Genomic DNA, 18,718 nt, shown 5'->3' with positions numbered 1-18,718 from the left:
TTCCGGTGCGCCGTGATGCGCTCTACTTCCCGGGCCTGGTGCCGACGAAGTTCTCCTCGGTCGAGGACTTCCTCCGCACCAACGACTACGCCCGCCGCAGGATCGAGGTCGCCGACGAGGTCCTCGGCTACTCACTGCTGGACTCCTACGCCGAGGCCGAGGTCTACGACTGGGAGGTCTACGAGTCCGGTTTCATGGCGTTGACGCTCGCGCTCGCGGACTGGGCACTCGACCACGTCGAGATCAACCCGGTGTTGTGCGGCGGCCAGAGCTTCGGCGCCATCAACGCGGCGGTCTTCAGCGGTTCGCTGTCCTACGTGGACGGTCTGGAACTGGTTCGCAGCAGCGCGAAGGTGGAGATCGAGTACTTCGAGGCGCAACCGGAACCGCTGGGTTGCCTGTTCTTCTACCGGCTCAACTCCCGGCAGGTCGACGAACTGGTGGACGCCTTCCGCTCCGATGGGCACGACGTGGAGGTGTCGATCTACCTCGACGACGCCGTGCACGCGGTGTCCGGCACCCTCGCCGACCTTGAGCTGCTGGAGAAGCGCGTTCGCGAGGCCGGTGGGTACCCCTTCTACACGATGAACCGCTCGGAGCACTGCGCCAGCGTCCGGCCGCTGCGCGACCGGCTGGAAACCGAGGTGTACGACCGGGTCACATGGCGGTCCCCGAAGTGGCCGATGCTCTCGGACGTCACCGGGGAGCTGCTGTCGGACCCCGAGGAGATCAAGCAGGACCTGCTCGACGGGTGGGTGACCCCGGTGCACTGGAGCACGGTGGTCGAGGGCATGCGCACCGCCCGCACCGAGCACGCGCACATCATCGGGCCGCGCAACATGTTCGCCCGGATCACCAACAACGCGCTGCCGACCGACGTGATCACCCCGAAGAAGGTCGCGGACCACGAGGCCGCGGCGACCGCGAATCGAGTTCCCCGATGAGCACGCGATTACCCCCTGGCCCGGCGGCCTCCTCCTGGGCGCAGACGTGGCGGTACTGGAAGTCCCCAGCGGAGTTCGTGCGGCGCTGCCACGGCGAGTTCGGCGATCGGTTCACCGTGCGGGTGTGGCCGTTCGGCACGATCGTCTTCCTGGCCGGCCACGACGACGTCAAAACCCTGGTGCGCAGCGACGCGTCGGTGTTCCAGGCCGGTCGTTCCAACAGCTTCGCCGAGATGGTGCTGGGCCGCCGGTCGGTGTTCGTGATCGACGACGACGAGCACGCCCGCACCCGCGCGCTGATGATGCCCGCGTTCCACGGCAAAGCGGTCCGCGACCAGGTCGAGCTGATGCGCGAGATCACCGCCGCCAACCTCGCGACCTGGCAGGTGGGCGAGCCCGTGCGGGCTCTGCCGCACATGCAGGCCATCTCGCTGGAGGTCATCTCCCGCAACGTGATGGGCCTCGACGACCCCGAGCGCAAGGAGCGCGTGCAGACCGCGGTCCTGCGACTGCTGCGCACCGGGAGCGCGTTCGACCTGCTGCCCGGCTACGACCGGTTCCCGAGGCTGCACCCGGCGCGGCTCCGGCGCAAGCGGCCGCGCGACCGCGCCGACGCCCTGCTGCGCGAGCAGATCGCCGCCCACCGCAGCGATCCGCGGCTCGACGAGCGCACGGACGTGCTGGCGATGCTGCTGCGCGCCTCGGACGCCGAGGGCGGGTGGATGTCCGACCAGAGCATCTGCGATCAGCTGATCACGCTGCTGCTGGCCGGGCACGAGACGACCGCGACCGGTCTGGCGTGGTGCCTGGAACGGCTGGTCCGCCACCCGGAGGTGCTGGCCAAGGCGCAGCAGGCCGCCGACGAGGACGACCACACCTACCTGGACGCGGTGATCAAGGAAGCGCTGCGCGCCCGGGTGGTCGTCCCGGAGGTCGGCCGGAAGCTCTCGCGCGAGGCCGAGTTCGCGGGTTACCGGATGCCGGCGGGCACCAACCTGTGGCCGAGCATCGAGCTGCTGCACTCCTCCACCGATGGCTTCCCGGATCCCGAGGACTTCCGGCCCGACCGGTTCCTGCAGCGGGGTGCGCTGGCGGACTGGGTCCCGTTCGGCATCGGCAACCGGCGCTGCCTGGGCGCCACCTTCGCCCAGGTGGAGTCCCGGGTGGTGTTGCGGGAGATGTTGCGCCGCTTCGAGTTCGAGGTGACCGACGCCCCGGCGGAGAGCGCGGTGCCGCGGCACGTCACTCGGGTGCCGGGTGATTTCGCGACCGTGACCGTGCGGCGGCTGCGCAGCGCGGCATGACCGCGGTCTGCGTGGTCGGTGCGGGTCCGCGCGGTACGTCGGTGCTGGAACGGCTGTGCGCGTGGGCCGGTGACCGGCCGCTGGAGATCCACGTGGTCGACCCGTTACCGCCGGGCCCCGGGCGGATCTGGCGACGAGCGCAATCCGACCTGCTGTGGATGAACTCCACGGTCGCCGACGTGCGGATGTTCACCGGTCCGGACACAGCGCGGCCGGGAGGCGCCGGTGCGCTGCCGACCTTCGAGGAGTGGCTGATGGCGGTCGCCCCGCACGAGCTCTCGGGTGAACTCGCCGCGATCGCGCAGCGGCTGACCGGGCGGTCCTTCGCGCCCCGCCCGCTGGTCGGTGCGTACTTCTCGTGGGTGTTCGACCGCGTGGTGGCGACGGCGCCCGAGTCGGTGCGGGTGGTGGTGCACCGGACCCGCGCCACCGACCTCAGCGACGGGCCGGACGGCGAGCAGCTGGTGACGTTGGCCAACGGGTCTCGGCTGGTGGTGGACCGGGTCGTGCTCGCTCAGGGCAACTTCGAGGCGCGGGCCACGGACGAGGAGCGCGAGCTGTCCGCCTTCGCCGAGCGGCACGGGTTGCAGTACTTCCCATCGGGTTATTTCGATCAAGCGCGGCTGCGTTCGGTTCCGGCGGGTGAACCGGTGCTGCTGCGGGGTTTCGGGCTGACCTTCATCGACTGCATGGCGCTGTTGTGCGAGGGCCGGGGCGGCCGGTTCGAACCCGACCCCGACCACGGGTTGCGGTACGTGCCGTGCGGGCGGGAACCGGTGCTGCACGTCGGTTCCCGGCGCGGTCTGCCCTACCGCGCGAAGTTCGGCTACGAGCTCGACCCTCCGCCGCTGCCCCGGTTCTTCACCGTCGAGGCCGCGCGCGCTCGCGGCGTTCCGGTGGAGTTCGAGCGGGACCTGCTGCCGCTGCTGATGAAGGAGGCGGCGGCTGCCTACTACCACGAGTTCTTCCGGACCCGCCCGGATTACGTGCGCTGCGGCTGGTGGGAGTTCTCCGAGGCGCTGGCCGGCCTCGACTGGGGTGGCCGGGAGTGGGACGAACTGGTCGCGAAGAGCGTGCCCGAGGAGCGCGACCGGTTCTCCTGGGGCCTGCTGGACCGCCACCTCGACGCCGCGGTCGAGGACCTGCAGGAAGCGATCCGCGGGCACGTCGCCGACGACCTCCAGCGTCGCGGAGATCCGGCGTTCAGCCCGGAACTGGCCGCCGTGCAAGGCGTGCTCTCGGCGGTCGGGGTGCTGTTCGAGCTGGTGGAGGCCGACGACCTCACCCCGCGCTCGCTGGTGGTGGAGCTGGAGAACGGCTTCCTGCCGATGCTGAGCTACCTCACCAGCGGCCCGCCGCCGCGCAGGCTGGCCGAACTGCTCGCCCTCTCGCGCGCGGGCGTGGTCCGCTTCCTCGGCCCGGGCACGAAGGTGCGCGCCGAACGCGGCGTCTTCCGCGCCACCGGGTCGCTGGCTCCGGACGTCGTGGAGGCCCGCTGCCTGGTCGAGTCGCGGCTGCGCACGCCATCGCTGCTGGACACCGACGACGACCTGCTGCGACGGCTCTTCGAGCGAGGCGAGTGCGCTCCCCTGGCGCACCGCGACCAGGACGGCTCCGAGCACACCACGGGCAAGATCAGCGTCCTGGCCTGCGACCACCGGCTGCTGCGCGCCGACGGCTCGCCGCACCCGAGCAGGTTCGCCATCGGCCCCTACGTCGCCGGCGTGCACACCTCCGCCAGCGGCCCGGGCACCTCGGGCTTCTTCGCAGGCAGCGACCTCCTCGCCCGCACCGCGCTCCACACCACCCTCACCACCGCGACCCGGTAACCCCCACAGCGCTGAGGAAGCACCCCGCGCGAGGGCCACCGCCACGGTGGATCTTGCGGCTCGGGCGGCGCCCCTGGAGTTGTGGTGGACTGGTCGAGGCGTGCGTACGTGTCCGGGTTGCCCCGAAACGGGGGCGGAAGGCAAGGCCGTTCAGATGCCGACTGAGCGTCGTGCAGGTTCACCGGGAGCTCGAATCCTCCGCTGGCGACCGTTGCTGCTCTGGCGAGTGGTGGGTGCGCTCTTCCTGCTGACCATGGGTGAGATCCACCTGTACCTCGTGCTCACCGGCACCGGAGGTCTGCTCGGCGCATCGTTCGTGGTGAATGCGGCCGGTTCGCTTGTGCTGGCGATCGCGCTGATCGTCACCCGCGCGAGGCTGCTGCTGACGAGCGCGCTGAGCCTGCTGCTCATGCTGGGAACGCTGCTGGCGCTGGTGATCGCGCTGACCCCGGCCGGACTCGTCGGCTTGCGGTCAAGCCTCAGCTACCAGCTCGCACCGACCGCCCTCATCGTCGAGTCGATCGGCGTGATCGTTCTCGCGGCGACCACACTCCTGGCGTTCCGAGAACGCGACCGATGACGCACCCGAACCGGCGGGCGGATCGGGCTCGAGACGGCATCCGCTCGGTGCTGGTGGCGACCGACTTCTCCGATGGTGCGGGAACCGTGGTGCTCGCCGTTGACGCCTCGCGCCGCTCGTTCCAGGCCGCGCCGTTCGCGCTGATCATGGTGCTGATGTGCGTGTCCGTGGGCAAGGATCTGCGCACCGATGGCCTGGTCGAACGCCGGAGACGGGCCGACGACCTCCTCGCGAAGCTCGTCGAGTCCGAATACCGGGAAGATCGACCTCCAGAGCAGGATCCGCCGGACCGTCAGTAGCGCACGACCGCCGCGACTCCGTCCTCGCAGCTGATGCCGGGGAGGATCTCGGTGAACTGCGCGTTGCCGTGCACCGCGGAGCGCAGCAGCAGAGCGCTCGCAGGAGCCGCGAACGCCGAGGGGTCGTCTCCCAGCGCGGTCGCATCGCTCACCACGGCCAACGGGTCGCGACGGGAGGCCACGAGGCGCGGATCGCCCGTTCGATCGGCTGCCAGCAGCAACGTCTCGACCCGGCCCTGCGACAGCGCTTCCATCACCGGGCCCATTCCCTGGAGCGCCTGGCCACCGGCCAGCTTGGCGTCGAGTTCTTCGAGCACCTCCTGGTGGCTTTCGACCATCGCCTGGTGCATCGCCGCGTCCACGCTCGCCCGCAGCCCGGCGATGGCCGACTGGTCGGTCCGCCCGCCTTCGACGTAGACGAGGCGACCGGCCGGCGGACGCGTTCTGAGGTGTTCCCGCAGCAGCCCGATGGCCTTCGGGTCTCCCGCGATCAGGATGACCGCGGCCTCGACCTCCGCGGCCGCCTCGCGGATGTCCTCGGCCACCTGTTCGGTGTTCTCCGACCAGACGTTCACCGAGCGCCGGTGATAGGCCGCGTGCGAGACCGCACCCGCCCGCACACGGGTGATGTGCAACGTGGAGCCGTTGAAGGTGCGCTGGAAGGACGGCGCCGCGGCGGCGGCCGGGTAGGCGTCCACGTCGGCGCCTTCGCGGTCGACCGCGACGACCACGTGAGCCAGCTGGTGGTCTCGGTCGATGGCCAGCGAAAGCGGGTCGGCCACCGGCTGGTGCACCGCGCTGTCGCTCTGCGGCGGTTCGGCCATGGTGTGGGCCGCGAGGATCTCCGCTCCGGAGGCGAACAGCGCTTCGCCCTGCGGTCCCGGAACGTCCTTCGCTCCCCCGACCACCTCATCCACGGCCTCCAGGGTCTCGACTGGAGCGCCCTGCTCGGTGAGCGAGCGCCGAGCCGCCTTCCACCGTAGCTCGATCTGCTTGTCCGAATCGACGGCGCCACGACTCGTGTCGAGGTGGACCGACGTGACGTCACCCCCGCAATCGAACACCGGACGGAGGAATTGGAGATCCATCGTTCACCTCGCTCGCGCTGGGAAGGCACCACATCTCGCCGTCGTGCCATTGCACCCCGGCACGCGGTCAGGTGCCATTCCGATCGCCGGCGGCCTGCGTGGCGTCGGCAGTGCTCCGGCGCCAGGCCCGCCAAGCCAGGTGGGCGAACGCGACGATCACCAGCAGGTCGACGACGTAGGCGACCCACTCCAGGCGGAGCACGCGGCCGAGCGGAAAGGCAACCGCGGCAAGGCAGATCAGGGCGGCGTCCCACCACGGCGACATCCGGGTCCAGAACAGGAGCACGCCGAACACCAGCAGTGCTCCGGGGAAGACCGGTCCCGGCAACCACAGCACGAGGAGGCTCTGCGGTGGGTAGTCGGCGAACCCCGCCACACCAATCCGACTGTGCAATCCGAATGCACCTTCGAAGAAGCCCTGCAGCCCGAAGGCGATGCTGCCGAACATGCCGACCAGCAACAGCAGCAACCACAGCCCCGCCGCAATCGGCACCCGCTCGCGCAACCGCTCGTACTCGCCGATCAGTCCGTACACCCAGGGCACCATGGACAGTGCGATCAACATCCCGCCGTTGACGCCGTAATGGCCGTCGACCCAGAAGAACGGTGATGCGGCGAAGATGACCGGGCCGAGAAACAAGGCGACGGCTTGCAATCGCTGCATGACCATCGCCGCAGAGTAGGGTCGCCGCTCGCGTCTCGCAAACCGAACCAGCGCAGCAAGAACAACATTCGCGCGCTGCCGGTGCTCGTGCAGAACGATCGAGCCCGACACCGGCCCCGCACGACCGCGTCGGCCGCGAGCAGCTGGCGGTCGTGGTTCGAACCGTCCGCGATCGATTTCCGTTTTGTCCGGACAGTTCGAACCACAACCGCTACCTTCCCGGAGATCTCCGCGAAACCCGGTGAAAACGGACGCCTTCACGGCGACCCGGAATATTTCCGAGTGCCGGTACCTTGAGGAGTCGTGCCTGTCTCGTCTTCCGGTGTTGGGCTGCGCTCTGAGCGCGGCCCGATCCTGCTCGCGCTGATGTTGTCCACGGCCCTGGTGGCGCTGGACGCGACGATCATCGCCACCGCGTCGTCCACGATCGCCCGCGATCTCGGCAGCTTCGCCCAGGTCCCGTGGCTGTTCTCCGCCTACCTGCTCGCGCAGGCGGTGAGCACGCCGCTGTTCGGCAGGCTCGCCGACGTGCTCGGCCGCAAGCGCCTGATGCTCGCGGGAGTCGGGTTCTTCCTGGTCGGGTCGGTGCTGTGCGGTGCCGCCTGGTCGATGCCCGCGCTGATCGTCGGCCGGGTGCTGCAGGGGCTGGGCGCGGGCGCGGTGATGCCGGTCTCGCTGACCATCGCCGCCGACATCTACACCCTCGAGGAGCGGGCGAAGACGCAGGGATACCTGGCCTCGGTGTGGGCGATCTCGTCGGTCGTCGGCCCGACGCTGGGAGGCGTCTTCAGCGAGTTCATCAGCTGGCGCTGGATCTTCTGGATCAACCTGCCGCTGTGCTTCGCGGCCGCGGCGATGCTGGTGCTCAAGTACCACGAGTCCGCACGTGAAGGCGACCGCGAACCGATCGACTACCTCGGCGCCGCACTGCTCACCGGCGGCAGCACCCTCGTGCTGCTCGGCCTGCTCGAAGGCGGCACCAGCTGGGCGTGGATGTCGCTGCCGTCGGTGCTAATCTTCGTGGCGGCCGTGCTGCTGCTCGCGGCGTTCGCCGCGCACGCGCTGCGCTCGGCGCACCCGATCCTGAACCTGCGACTGCTGCGCCGCCGCGTGATCGGCGTCCCCACGGCCGTCGCGCTGCTGGTGGGTGTCATCGTGCTGGGCCTGTCCACCTACGTGCCGATCTACGCCCAGGGCGTGCTCGGCGTCGGGCCGCTGATCGCCGGTTTCGCCCTGGCCGCCATGACGGTCGGCTGGCCGCTGGCCGCCACCAACGCCGGGCGCGTCTACCTCAACCTCGGGTTCCGCTACACGTCGATGATCGGTTCGGCCCTGGTGCTCGTGGGCACCGGCCTCACGCTGCTGCTGGGCGAGAGCTCGACGGTGCTCATGATCGGGGCGTTCACCTTCGTGGTCGGCCTGGGCATGGGCCTGACCGCGGTGCCGACGCTCATCGCATCGCAGTCCGCGGCCGCGTTCACCGAGCGCGGCGCCGTCACCGGCATCAACATGTTCGCCCGCTCGCTGGGTTCGGCCGTGGGCGTGGCGGTCTGCGGCGCCATCGTCAACGCCCGCACCACCGTCGGCCCCGACGGCACCCCCGCCGGACCAGGCCTGATGGCAGCGGTGCACGTCGTCTTCGGCCTGCTGTTCCTCATCGCCGCAGCCCTCGTGGTCCTGGCGTTCCTCATGCCCGCCGACCACCCGAAGCGTCACACCGCGCAGGTCGAACAACCCGACGAAGCCCCCACGACGGTCTGACCCGTCAGAGCAACCCCACGACCGAGCGCCGCGGGTCGTGGTCGGAGCCGTCCGGCTCGTCCATCGAGACCGAATGAGCGGGCGCGCTCCAGAGCGCGCCCGCGAGTCCGGTGTGCGCACGCACGCACACGGGTCGCGCAACCAGCTCGTGCTCGACGCCAGCGTTCAGCTCCGCACGCCCTTGCCGCCTCGGACCATCAGCTCGGTCTGATCAAACTCCCCGCGATCAACGGCCGCGCCTCCTGGGGATTCGCTTGCCGACATGGTCCGCCACGCGTCGGTGTGGGTTGGCAATGGGAAGTTCTGGTCCGAACCGTCCGTGATCGATGTCCATTTTGCCCGGTCAATTCCAGGAAAATCCGCTCTGGGGTGCGGCGCCGCCGACAGGTGTCCGGATGTTCATCGTTGCGTTCATGCTGAGAGGAAAGACTCCTCACCATGAATCGTCTTGCTGTCGCTTCGGGTTCGGCTGCGCTGGTCGCGGCGCTGGTGACGACCGGAGTCGCGCTCGCAGGTGACGACAGCGATGCGGTCGAGCTGTACCGAACGGACCTGCCGCCGTTGGCGACGATCGACGGGGTGGAGATCTCCGGCGGGGCGTACGGGTCGTCGCTGTTCCCGGTGCCGGGTTCGCCGGACGAGTACTACGGCATCACCGATCGCGGTCCGAACGTGGACGGCCCGAACGACGTGAAGGTGGAACCGATCCCGGACTTCACGCCCGCGATCGGCCGCTTCAAGCTCGTCGACGGCAAGGCCGAGCTCGAAAGCACCATCCCGCTCCGGGCAGCCGACGGCACGCCCTATTCCGGGCGTCTCAACAGCGAGGCGAGCACCGGCGAAACGATCGTCGACCGCGACGGCAAGCCCCTCGACCCGGATCCGAACGGCTACGACCCGGAAGGGCTGGTCGCTCTGCCGGACGGCACGTTCTGGATCTCCGACGAGTACGGCCCGTTCATCACCCACTTCGGCGCCGACGGCCGCGCCATCGAGCGCGTCTCACCGTTCAACGGCGGCCTTCCCGCCGAGCTCGCCCACCGCGCGCCCAACCAGGGCATGGAGGGCCTGACCGTCACGCCGGACGGCCGCACGCTGGTCGGGATGATGCAGTCGGCTCTCCAGCAGCCCGACCTGGCCGTCGAGCAGGACGAGGTGACCGTCACCCGCATCGTCACCTACGACCTCGCGACCAAGGCCACCCACGAGCACGTCTACCTGCTGGACGACCCGAAGGACAACGAGGGTGCGGTCAGCGAGATCACCGCGCTGAGCAGCACGGAGTTCGTCGTCGACGAGCGCGACGGCGACCTCGGCCCCGGCGCGCACAAGAAGCTGTTCAAGATCGACCTCACCGGCGCGACCGACGTCCAGGGACGTGACGTCGACGGCAAGAGCATCGAAGCCCACGTAGGCACGAAGAACACCGCTGACGCGGAGAAGGCCCTCGACGAAGCGGGGATCAAGCCCGTGTCGAAGGACCTGTTCCTCGACCTCGACGCGCTCATCACCGAGGCCGGGGTCTTCAACCACGACAAGATCGAGGGCGTGGCAGTCCGCGACGGCGGTCGCACGGTCGTGATCAGCAACGGCAGCGACTTCGGCATCGACGGCGTCACCAACGACACCCCGCCCTACCAGCTCAAGCCCAAGATGCTCCCCGACGGCACCCAGGACGACGGGGAATTCCTCAAGATCGACATGACGAAGCTCAACGGCTGAGCCCCGCCGCGAAGGGCTTGCACAGTGGCAGGCCGTCCTGGACGCTCTCCCCTCGCTGCCCGAGGTCGACGGGCCGGTCGGGTATTCAGGTGGGGTCATCGCCATCGGGAACCGGTTGGCGGTGGTCGAGCCGCGCATCGCGGCAGCGGTGCTCTTCGCCGGGAGTTTCGTGCCCCGCAGGATGTTCGACGAGGCGCGGCAGGTCGCGATCCCGCTGCACGTCCTGCTGCAGTGGGACGACGAGGGGAACGACCGGGAGCAGTCGCTGGAGCTGTTCGACGCCTTCGGTTCCGAGGAGAAGTCGCTGCACGCCAACATGGGCGGGCACACCGGCGTCCCGCCGTGGGAGGGCGACTCCGCCCACCGCTTCTTCGCCCGTCACCTGAGGGAAACCGTCCAAGTCCCTCGAGGCGGGGAGCCCTGCCGAACCTTCCCCGCCTCGTCCCTCGCACGAAAAATGAGTCGCTCCGCGATCGGCCCGGCCGTACGGTCAGGGCATGAAGGTGCTGTCCGTCAACGTCGGCCGACCTCGACCCAACCCTTGGAAGAAGGTCAGCACCACCGGCATCGACAAGCGACCGGTCACCGGCCCGGTGGCCGTCCGCGCACCCGGGCCCAAGGGCACCGGCACGGTGGGGCTCGCGGGCGATCGAGCGCACGACGTCAAGCACCACGGCGGCCCCGACCAGGCCGTCTACGCCTACGCCCGGGAGGACCTGGACGAGTGGCAGACTGAGCTCGGAAGTCCGCTCCCCCACGGCGCTTTCGGCGAGAACCTGACGACCTGCGGTCTCGACGTGAACGGTGCTCTCATCGGTGAACGCTGGCGCATCGGCCGGGAGGTCGTGCTGGAGGTGTCCTGCCCTCGCATCCCCTGCGCGACGTTCCAGGGCTGGATGGGGCGTGACGGTTGGATCGAGCAGTTCCTGCGGGCGGCGAAACCCGGGGCGTACCTCCGCGTGATCGAGCCGGGAAACGTCCGTCCCGGCGATCCCGTGGAGATCGTCCACCGGCCCGACCACAACGCTGCGATCGCCCTGGTCTTCCGCGCGATGACGCTCGAACCTGCTCTGCTGCGGTCGATTCCACGTTCGGTCCGCGAAGCCCTCGGTTGAACTAGACCAGGCCGAGGTCCTCGACGGCTTGCCAGGCGAGGTGGGCTTGGCGTTGTTCGGTGTCGGCTCTGGAGGTGGCGTCGTAGCCGTCGTCGCCCATGTGGCCGGCCTGGTAGCGGGCTCGGACTCCTGCCGTGATGCAGCAGGAGCGCCAGCGTTGGAAGGCGACGTAGAACGGGAGGTCGGAGAGGTCTCGGCGGGTGAGCTCGGCGTAGCGGGCGATGAGGTCTTCGCGGGTCGGGAAGCCGTCCTCGGCCGTGGGGCTGGGGGTGACGGCGGGGAGGTCGTCGCCGGGTTCTTCCCAGGTCGCGATGAGCCAGCCGAGGTCGGCCAGCGGTTCGCCCAGGGTGGCCAGTTCCCAGTCGAGGACCGCGAGGACCTCGCCGTCGAGGCCGTAGGAGAGGTTCCCGGGGCGGAAGTCGCCGTGCACGATGCCGGTGGTCTGCTCGGGCGCGTTCGCGACGAGCGCGTCGTGCACCTGGTCGAGCAGACTGAGGTCCGGGGCGCCTGAGGCGTGGACCTGCTTCTGCCAGCGCCGCAGCTGACGTTGCAGGTAGCCGTCGCGGCGGGCCGCGTCGCCGAGCCCGACGGCGTCCGGGTCGAGGTTGTGCAGCGCGGCCATGCACTCCACGGTCGCCATCCCCGCCCGGTTCCGAGCCGGGAGCGCCATCGGGGCGACCGAGGAGCGGTCGGCGAGGACGGTGCCGTCGACGAAGTCCATCACGTAGAACGCGGCGCCGGTGACCTCGGTGTCCTCGCAGTACGCGAGCGGTGCCGGGACGGGGACGCCGGTGCCGTGCAGCGCGGAGATGAAGCGCCACTCGCGGCTCATGTCGTGGGCGGTGCTCAGCACTCCCCCGGTCGGCGGCCTGCGCAGGGCGCGCACCACGCCGTCGGCGCCGGTGACCCGGTAGGTGAGGTTGGACCTCCCGCCCGAGACCAGCGAGAACTCCACCGGTGCGGGCACGCCGCGCTCGGCCAGCCAGCGGGTGACCGCGTCGTGTTCGATGCCTGGCAGCTCCACCGCGCTCACCCCTGCTGGACGATCTGCTCTCGGAGCCGACGCTTGAGGACCTTGCCCGTCGGCGTGCGCGGCAGCGGGTCCTCCTGCACCACCACGTGCGCCGGCACCTTGAAACCGGCCAGCCGTTCTCGGACGTGCGATCGCAGTTCTTCCACGTCCACAACGGTTTTGAGGTTCACCACGGCGGCGACCTCCTCGCCCAGGGTGGCGTGCGGCAGCCCGATGACGGCGACGTCGGCGACCGCCGGGTGGTCGTGCAACGCGGCTTCGACCTCGGCGCAGTAGACGTTCTCGCCGCCCCGGATCACCACGTCCTTGAGCCGGTCCACCACGTACACCCAGCCGTCGTCGACGTAGCCGAGGTCACCGGTGTGGAACCAGCCGTCGGTGAAGGACTCCGCGGTGGCCTCGGGCAGGTTCCAGTAGCCGCGCACGACGCTGGGACCCCGGAACCACAGCTCGCCGATTCCGCCGTCCGCGAGGTCGTCGCCGGTCGCCGGGTCGACGACTCGGATCTCCACGCCCGGCATGGGTTTTCCGACGCTGTCGGGGTGGTCCTGGTAGTCCTCGCCGGAGTTGCCGACGACCGTGGAGGTCGTCTCGGTCAGCCCGTACCCGCTGCTGGCGCTGCTGCCGAGCCCGCCGATGCGCTGCACGAGGTCGGGCGGGATCGGAGCGCCGCCCATCGTGACGCCCTCCAGGCCGCGGACCGACTCGCTGTTCTCGACCAGGTCCCGCATCACCGTGGGAACACCGGCGGCGCTGGTCAGATCGTTGTCGCGGATGAGCTTCTCGGCCTGCGCCCGATCCCAGCGGTACATCGTCGCCAACTTCGCTCCCGCGAGGGTCGCGAAGCACAGCACGGTGATGCCGGCGATGTGGAACATCGGGAACGTCAGCAGCGCCCCGGGCTGCGGGTTGTTCGCATCGGGTTCGGGGAAGGTGCCGCCGTTGGTGATGGCGGAACCGACCTTGCGGGTGACGACGGTGTTGAGCAGGTTCGTGACGTGGTTGCGGTGCGTGGCGACCGCGCCCTTGGGGCGTCCCGTGGTGCCCGAGGTGTAGAGGATCGTGGAGTCGTCGTCGGGTTCGATGACGACCGCGGGCGGCTGCACGTCGTCCGGGAACCCGGCGATCAGGTCCGCCCACGGGCGCACGCCCGGTCCCGGTTCGCCGCCGCGCACCTCGACGACCGGGACGTCGCGGTCGAGCAGCGCAGTGCGCTCGGGGTCGGCGAACACGAGCTTCGCGCCGCTGTCGGTCATGCCGTAGCGCAGCTCGTCGCGCGACCACCAGGCGTTGAGCGGGACGGCGACGAGCCCCGCGACCTGGACGGCCCAGAAGATCGGCACCCACTCCGGGAAGTTGCGCATCGCGATGGCGACGCGGTCTCCGCTGGTCAGCCCGTACTCCTCGCGCAAGGCTCGGGCCAGTCCCGCGACGAGCCGCTGGTGCTCGGTGAAGGTGCAGCGGTGGTCCTCGTAGATGAGGAAGTCGTTGTCGCCGTGGAAGGCGCTGAGCAGGGCGGCATCTCGCAGCGTGCGCAGCGGTTTGGCGTAGACGCGCATGGGTGTTCCGCGCACCACGGCGTCGGTCATCTCGAAGTCGCCGCCGGGTCCGATGAGTTCGTCCAGCAGGCTCTCGCGCAGCTCGTCAGGCACCGTTGCCTCCCCTGGTCGTTCCCTTGGCGTGCTTCGGATTGGCGACCGCGAGCCGGTCCCGCACTTGCGACCACAGCAGCGCGGCGACGTCCTCGTCCCACGCGTCGGCCTCGCCGGCCCGAAGCGCGGCTGCCAGCGCGGTGCGATCAGCGAATCCCAGTTCGGCCAGCCGCTCGCGGTGCCGTCGCCGCTGCTCGGCGCCGAAACGCAGCTCGCGTTCCACAGTGGACAGGACGTTGACGGCCACCAGCGATTGGAACCGCATCCTGCCGTCGAACGCGGTGAGCACCTCGTCGCGCAGGAACTCCCGCGTCGCAGCGACGAGCTCAGCCGCGGTCGGCCGCCCGTGCAGGTCCGCGGGCTCGGACTCCACCTGCGGTTCGGCGGGTGATTCCGGGATTCCCAGCTCGGTGAGCAGGTCGTGCTCCTGCTCGCAGACCCTGCGGCCGATCGCGGCGAGCTCCATCGACGGGTGCGCGCCGCTGAGGTGCTGTTCGGCTTGGGCCCGGCAGATCACGCCCCACCTGGCCGTGCCGTAGACCTCCCACCAGTGCACGACGTCCGGGTCCGGCCGCGTGCCCGCGACCTCGGCGTAACCGTCGAACAGGTCGTCCATCGAGCCGAAACCGCCCACCGGCAGGGATGATCCGAAGCGCCAGGCGTTCGTGCACAACCAGCCCAGGTCCTCCATCGGGTCCCCGACGTGCACGAGCTCCCAGTCCAGCACCGCGCGCAGTCCGGTCTCGTCCACGATGAGGTTGCCGTTGCGGAAGTCCCCGTGCACCAGGGACCTTCGCAACCCGGTCGGCCGGTTCTCCCGCAACCAGCGGAAGGCGACCTCCACGGCCGGGATCGGATCGCCGAGGGCGTCGTGGTCGGCGATGAGCTGTTCCAGCGGGTCGTGCTCCGGGAAGCCCTCCGGCACCGGGATCAGGTGGATGCGGGCGGCGGCCCTGCCGAGCTCGCGGGCCAGCCCGGCGCGCGCGGCGGCGTAGGCGTCCTCCCGCAGCAGTCGCCGGGGAATCGTCTCGCCGTCGACGTGCTCGGTGAGCACGTACGGCGAGCCCAGCACCGTCTCGTCGACGCCGTGGTCGACCACGTGCGGCACCGGAACCCCGGCCCGATCAGCGGCTTCGAGCGCCACCGCCTCCCGGGCCATGCCGTCGGGACGGGCCAGGCCGGGCGGATCTCGTCGCAGCACCAGGCGGCCGGTGTCGAGCTCGACGAACCACGTCTCCCGGCTCGCCCCTCCGCTGGCCCGCTCCAACCGCGCCACCCTCACCGGGTGACCTCGGACCTCGCTCAGCCGCTGGGCCAGTCGCTCGCCGAGTTCCGCAGCGCTCATGCGCGCTTTCCCGGACCGGCGAAACCGAACAGGTAGCCCGCGACCTTGCGCATCTGCACCTCTTCGGCGCCCTCGGTGATCCGGTAGCGGCGGTGGTGGCGGTAGATGTGCTCGAACGGTACGTGCCGGGTGTAGCCGAGCCCGCCGTGCACCTGGATCGCGCGATCCGCCGCGTCGCACACCAGCCGGTTCGCCCGGTAGTTGCACATGGAGACCTTGTCGCTGATCTCGAAGTTCGGCCGCCGGTCCATCTCCCAGGCGGTCTTGCGCACCAGCCCGCGCACCATCTCGGCCTCGGTCTGCAACTCCACGAGCGGCCACTGGATGGCCTGCCTGCGGGCCAGCGGCTGGCCGAAGGTGACGCGCTCCCGGGCGTAGGCGACGCTGCGGTCGATGCAGAACTGCGCGGCCCCGACACCCGAAGCGGCCTGGCGGATGCGGTTCTCGTGCACGAAGCACTGCGCCAGTTCCAGCCCCCTGCCCTCCTCGCCGAACATCGCCGAGGCGGGCACCCGCACGTCGCGCAGCGACACCTCGGCGTGGTCGGTGGGCATGTTGAAGGTCCACCAATGGAAGTCCACCGAGAACCCCGGCGCGCTGGTGGGCACGACGAACGCGGTGATGCCCCGGGCATCGCCCGGTTCACCGGAGGTGCGCGCGAAGATCACGTCGTGGGTGGCGGAGTGCATGCCTGAGTTGAAGCGCTTGCCGCCGTTGATGATCCAGTCGTCGCCGTCGCGGACCGCAGTGGTTTCCAACCAGGTGGCGTCGCTGCCGTGGTCGGGTTCGGTGAGACCGAAGCCGAGCCGGGCCTCGCCGGTGAGCATCGGCTGCAGGAACTCCTGCCGCTGCGCTGCGGTCCCGAACTCCAGCATCATGTGCACGACGGGGAAGTTGCCGACGACCGAGGCCTCGTTCTGCAGATCGTTGTGCAGACCAAGACCTCTCGCCGCCAGGTGCTCGCGGATCACGGCCATCTCGAAGTTGCCGCCGCCACCGCCGCCGACCTCCTCCGGCAGCCCGTAGCGCAGCCAGCCGGCCGCGTCGGCGCGCCGGGACATCTCGCGCAGCAGCGCTTCCCACTCGGGGCGGGGCGTGCCACCTGCCTCGAAATCGGTGCGGGCGTACTCCCGCCGGTGGTCGAAGAAGCGCTCGTTGTCGTCCTGCTGCTGGAGCGGGACGATCTCGGACTCGATGAACTGGTCGAGCTCACCGAGCAGGGCGACGAGCTCGACGGGCATCGAGAAGTCCATGCAAGCCTCCTTAGCGCCCGTTCAGTGACCTTAAGCACACGTCCCGGCTGGCACAAGAGGGCGTCAGTCGACCAACCACTCGCCGGTGAACTCCGGCTCGGCCTTGTTCTTGAACGCCCGGAACGCCGCGGGCGCGTCGGCGGTCGCGAAGTTGATCGACTGGGCTCGCGCCTCGGATTCCAGCGCCTCGCGGAACGTCTGCTGACCTGCGGCGTTGAGCATCGTCTTGCTCTGCGAGATCGCCACCGAGGCCCCACCGGCGAGCCGGTCGGCGAGCTCATCGACGAAGCCGTCCAGCTCGTCGTCGCCCTTCACCCAGGTGACCAGTCCGAGCTCGCGGGCCTCCTCGGCGCCGATGATCTCGCCGAGCAGCGCCAGCCGCTTGGCCTGCTGCACACCGACCAGGCGAGGCAGCAGCCAGGAGCCGCCGAAGTCCAGCGACAGGCCGCGCTTGGCGAAGATCTGCGAGTACCTGGCGTCCGGGGCCGAGACCACCAGGTCGCAGCCCAGCGCCAGGTTCCAGCCCGCCCCCACAGCGACCCCGCGCACCTTGGCGATCACCGGCTTGGACAGCTCGTGCAGCGTCAGCGCCACGTCGTTGATCCTGTGCATGCGGCTGAGCGGATGCCCGCCCCGGTCGGCGGAGAGGTCGGCACCGGCGCAGAAGTCCCCACCGGCCCCGGTCAGCACCACGGCCCGCACTGCGTCGTCCAGCTCCGCGCGGCGCAGCCCCTCGTGGAGCACACCCCAGGTCGGCGGGTCGATGGCGTTCTTGCGCTGCGGCCGGTTCAGCGTCAGCGTCAGCACGGGCCCACGCTGCTCCGCCAGAACGGTGTCACTGTCCACTGTGCTCACACACCCTCCGCCGAACTCCGATGCACTTATCGATCGCTAAGTTAACACCCGGAACCCCAAAACGTAACCAACCACAACGGCACATTTCCCCGCCGACGACAACGAGCGTTCAAGCCCTTGAGACGCCGTCTCGTGGGACGATCAGGGGTCGACGCAGTCGCTCGCCTCGGAGACGCGATGACCGTGACATTACGTACCGATGAGGTGCCGGACCCGCGAGACCGGCACGACTTCCTGCGCCAGATCGTCCGGGAAACGGTGGTCCCGTTGCGCCTCCACCAGGAACGACCGCAGGAGAACCACTGGGGTGAGGTCGTTCGAACCGACCTGCCGTGCGGATCGGTGGCTCGGCTGAGCGCCTTCCCGACCAAGGTCGACCGGACCCCGAGGATGATCCGCGAATCCGACCCCGACCTCTACCAAGTGCAGATGCACCTGGCCGGGACGAGCCTCATCTCCGAGGGCGCGGAGGAAGTCCAGATCGGCCCTGGTGAGGTGGTCGTCTTCGACCCCCATAGACCCTTCCACGCGTCGGTCGGCTACCCGGTGCCCGCCAGCCAACAAGGCGAGGGGATCACCCGGGTGGTCAACCTGATGCTCCCGCGACAGATGCTCGACCTGCGCGGACCCCGCGATACCGTCACCAAGGCGCGCTTGTCCTGCCAGAACCCGATGAACCCGCTCGCCGCGACGGCCATGGTCGAGCTGAACACGCAGCACCTGGCCGGGAACATCGACCTGGTCACCCACCTGACCTCGGTCATCGCGGAGCTGCTCACCTTCGGATTGGCCCACCAGCTCGAATCCCTCTCATCCGTCGCACCCGAAACCCGCGAGAACGTGCTTTTCTGGAGCGTTCGAAGGTCGAGCAGTCCTGGCTGGCCGACGAGTTCATCCCGACCGTGTTCATCGATGAGCACCTCGCGGATCCCGCTCTCACCACTCGGACCATCGCCGAGGCGTACAACGTCGCACCGCGCACGCTGCAACGCTTGTTCCAGCGCGAGGACATGTCCGTCGTCGACCACATCCGGAGTCGACGCCTCGAACGCTGCCGGAGGGACCTGCTCGACCCCACTCAGCGCACCAGACCCGTCTCAGCCATCGCTCAGCATTGGGGTTTTCGCGACGAATCGCACTTCAACCGGAGGTTCCGCGAGCGGTACGGCGTCCCGCCTGGCACTTACCGCGAGCAAGCCTGGCGAGCAGTCGCGAACGACCAAGCCCCCGGCGCGAACGGCCAATGACGGCAGCCCCGCCATCCCGCACTCTGA

The 18,718-nt window shown here is 69.7% G+C and carries 16 protein-coding genes and 2 pseudogenes; 11 read left to right on the top strand and 7 right to left on the bottom strand.

Annotated elements, in window-relative coordinates; genetic code table 11:
• Positions 1–5: 5 nt before the first annotated feature.
• The 5 genes from E1181_RS15530 to E1181_RS15510 all read left to right on the top strand — a co-directional run bounded on the left by E1181_RS15530 (position 6) and on the right by E1181_RS15510 (position 4,956).
• Positions 6–944 (top strand): ACP S-malonyltransferase, encoded by a 939-nt coding sequence (locus tag E1181_RS15530; RefSeq protein ID WP_207922162.1) that lies wholly within the window; start codon positions 6–8, stop codon positions 942–944.
• Complete coding sequence (locus E1181_RS15525; RefSeq protein WP_132675394.1) at positions 941–2,248, top strand: cytochrome P450; 1,308 nt, start codon at positions 941–943, stop codon at positions 2,246–2,248. Before E1181_RS15530 ends, E1181_RS15525 begins: the two co-directional genes overlap by 4 nt.
• Positions 2,245–4,077: an FAD/NAD(P)-binding protein gene (locus E1181_RS15520; protein ID WP_132675392.1), complete on the top strand. Its 1,833-nt coding sequence runs from the start codon at positions 2,245–2,247 to the stop codon at positions 4,075–4,077. Before E1181_RS15525 ends, E1181_RS15520 begins: the two co-directional genes overlap by 4 nt.
• 211 nt (positions 4,078–4,288) lie before the next feature.
• The gene (locus E1181_RS15515) at positions 4,289–4,657 is read left to right on the top strand and encodes a hypothetical protein (RefSeq protein ID WP_207922161.1); all 369 of its coding nucleotides are present in this window, start codon (positions 4,289–4,291) and stop codon (positions 4,655–4,657) included.
• Complete coding sequence (locus E1181_RS15510; RefSeq protein WP_132675388.1) at positions 4,654–4,956, top strand: hypothetical protein; 303 nt, start codon at positions 4,654–4,656, stop codon at positions 4,954–4,956. The genes E1181_RS15515 and E1181_RS15510 overlap by 4 nt, the downstream gene beginning before the upstream one ends.
• Here E1181_RS15510 and E1181_RS15505 read toward each other — a convergent pair.
• A complete protein-coding gene (locus tag E1181_RS15505) occupies positions 4,950–6,044 on the bottom strand; it encodes a baeRF2 domain-containing protein (protein WP_132675386.1) in 1,095 nt (364 codons plus the stop codon). The two genes, E1181_RS15510 and E1181_RS15505, sit on opposite strands and share 7 nt — an antisense overlap.
• Before the next feature lie 67 nt (positions 6,045–6,111).
• Positions 6,112–6,714: a hypothetical protein gene (locus E1181_RS15500; protein WP_132675384.1), complete on the bottom strand. Its 603-nt coding sequence runs from the start codon at positions 6,712–6,714 to the stop codon at positions 6,112–6,114.
• Positions 6,715–7,011: 297 nt separating this feature from the next.
• On the opposite strand from E1181_RS15500, the gene E1181_RS15495 reads away from it, so the two are divergent.
• The 4 genes and pseudogenes from E1181_RS15495 to E1181_RS15480 all read left to right on the top strand — a co-directional run bounded on the left by E1181_RS15495 (position 7,012) and on the right by E1181_RS15480 (position 11,306).
• Positions 7,012–8,469, top strand: coding sequence for an MDR family MFS transporter (locus E1181_RS15495; RefSeq protein ID WP_235876798.1), 1,458 nt, complete (start codon positions 7,012–7,014; stop codon positions 8,467–8,469).
• 438 nt (positions 8,470–8,907) lie between these two features.
• Entirely contained in the window at positions 8,908–10,191 is a 1,284-nt protein-coding gene (locus tag E1181_RS15490) for an esterase-like activity of phytase family protein (RefSeq protein ID WP_132675382.1), read from the top strand.
• Positions 10,192–10,216: 25 nt separating this feature from the next.
• A pseudogene (locus E1181_RS32155) lies at positions 10,217–10,579 on the top strand (alpha/beta hydrolase); the annotation flags it as partial.
• Between the two features lie 109 nt (positions 10,580–10,688).
• Positions 10,689–11,306, top strand: coding sequence for an MOSC domain-containing protein (locus E1181_RS15480; RefSeq protein WP_132675380.1), 618 nt, complete (start codon positions 10,689–10,691; stop codon positions 11,304–11,306).
• Between the two features lies 1 nt (position 11,307).
• Here E1181_RS15480 and E1181_RS15475 read toward each other — a convergent pair whose 3' ends face one another.
• From E1181_RS15475 to E1181_RS15455, 5 genes are all read right to left on the bottom strand, one after another.
• Positions 11,308–12,330 (bottom strand): phosphotransferase family protein, encoded by a 1,023-nt coding sequence (locus tag E1181_RS15475; RefSeq protein ID WP_235876797.1) that lies wholly within the window; start codon positions 12,328–12,330, stop codon positions 11,308–11,310.
• Positions 12,331–12,335: 5 nt separating this feature from the next.
• The gene (locus E1181_RS15470) at positions 12,336–13,991 is read right to left on the bottom strand and encodes a class I adenylate-forming enzyme family protein (protein ID WP_132675376.1); all 1,656 of its coding nucleotides are present in this window, start codon (positions 13,989–13,991) and stop codon (positions 12,336–12,338) included.
• Positions 13,984–15,336, bottom strand: a complete 1,353-nt coding sequence (locus E1181_RS15465) for a phosphotransferase family protein (protein ID WP_132675374.1) — start codon at positions 15,334–15,336, stop codon at positions 13,984–13,986. The genes E1181_RS15470 and E1181_RS15465 overlap by 8 nt, the downstream gene beginning before the upstream one ends.
• Positions 15,333–16,589, bottom strand: coding sequence for an acyl-CoA dehydrogenase family protein (locus E1181_RS15460; RefSeq protein ID WP_132675372.1), 1,257 nt, complete (start codon positions 16,587–16,589; stop codon positions 15,333–15,335). The genes E1181_RS15465 and E1181_RS15460 overlap by 4 nt, the downstream gene beginning before the upstream one ends.
• A gap of 63 nt (positions 16,590–16,652) precedes the next feature.
• Positions 16,653–17,444 carry an enoyl-CoA hydratase/isomerase family protein gene (locus E1181_RS15455; RefSeq protein WP_132675370.1) on the bottom strand — a complete coding sequence of 264 codons (792 nt, stop codon included), beginning with the start codon at positions 17,442–17,444 and terminating at the stop codon, positions 16,653–16,655.
• Positions 17,445–17,621: 177 nt separating this feature from the next.
• Here E1181_RS15455 and E1181_RS32905 point away from each other — a divergent pair.
• Positions 17,622–18,155, top strand: a pseudogene (locus E1181_RS32905) (AraC-like ligand-binding domain-containing protein); the annotation flags it as partial.
• A 299-nt stretch (positions 18,156–18,454) separates the two neighbouring features.
• On the top strand, positions 18,455–18,691 hold the full coding sequence (locus E1181_RS32900) for a helix-turn-helix domain-containing protein (protein WP_408009946.1): 237 nt from the start codon (positions 18,455–18,457) through the stop codon (positions 18,689–18,691).
• The last annotated feature ends 27 nt before the right edge of the window (positions 18,692–18,718 follow it).

This window comes from Saccharopolyspora terrae, from assembly GCF_004348435.1.
Classification (GTDB): Bacteria; Actinomycetota; Actinomycetes; order Mycobacteriales; family Pseudonocardiaceae; genus Saccharopolyspora; species Saccharopolyspora endophytica.
Note: the sequence above shows the minus strand (reverse complement) of the source record. Positions and strands in the feature narration are given on the sequence as shown.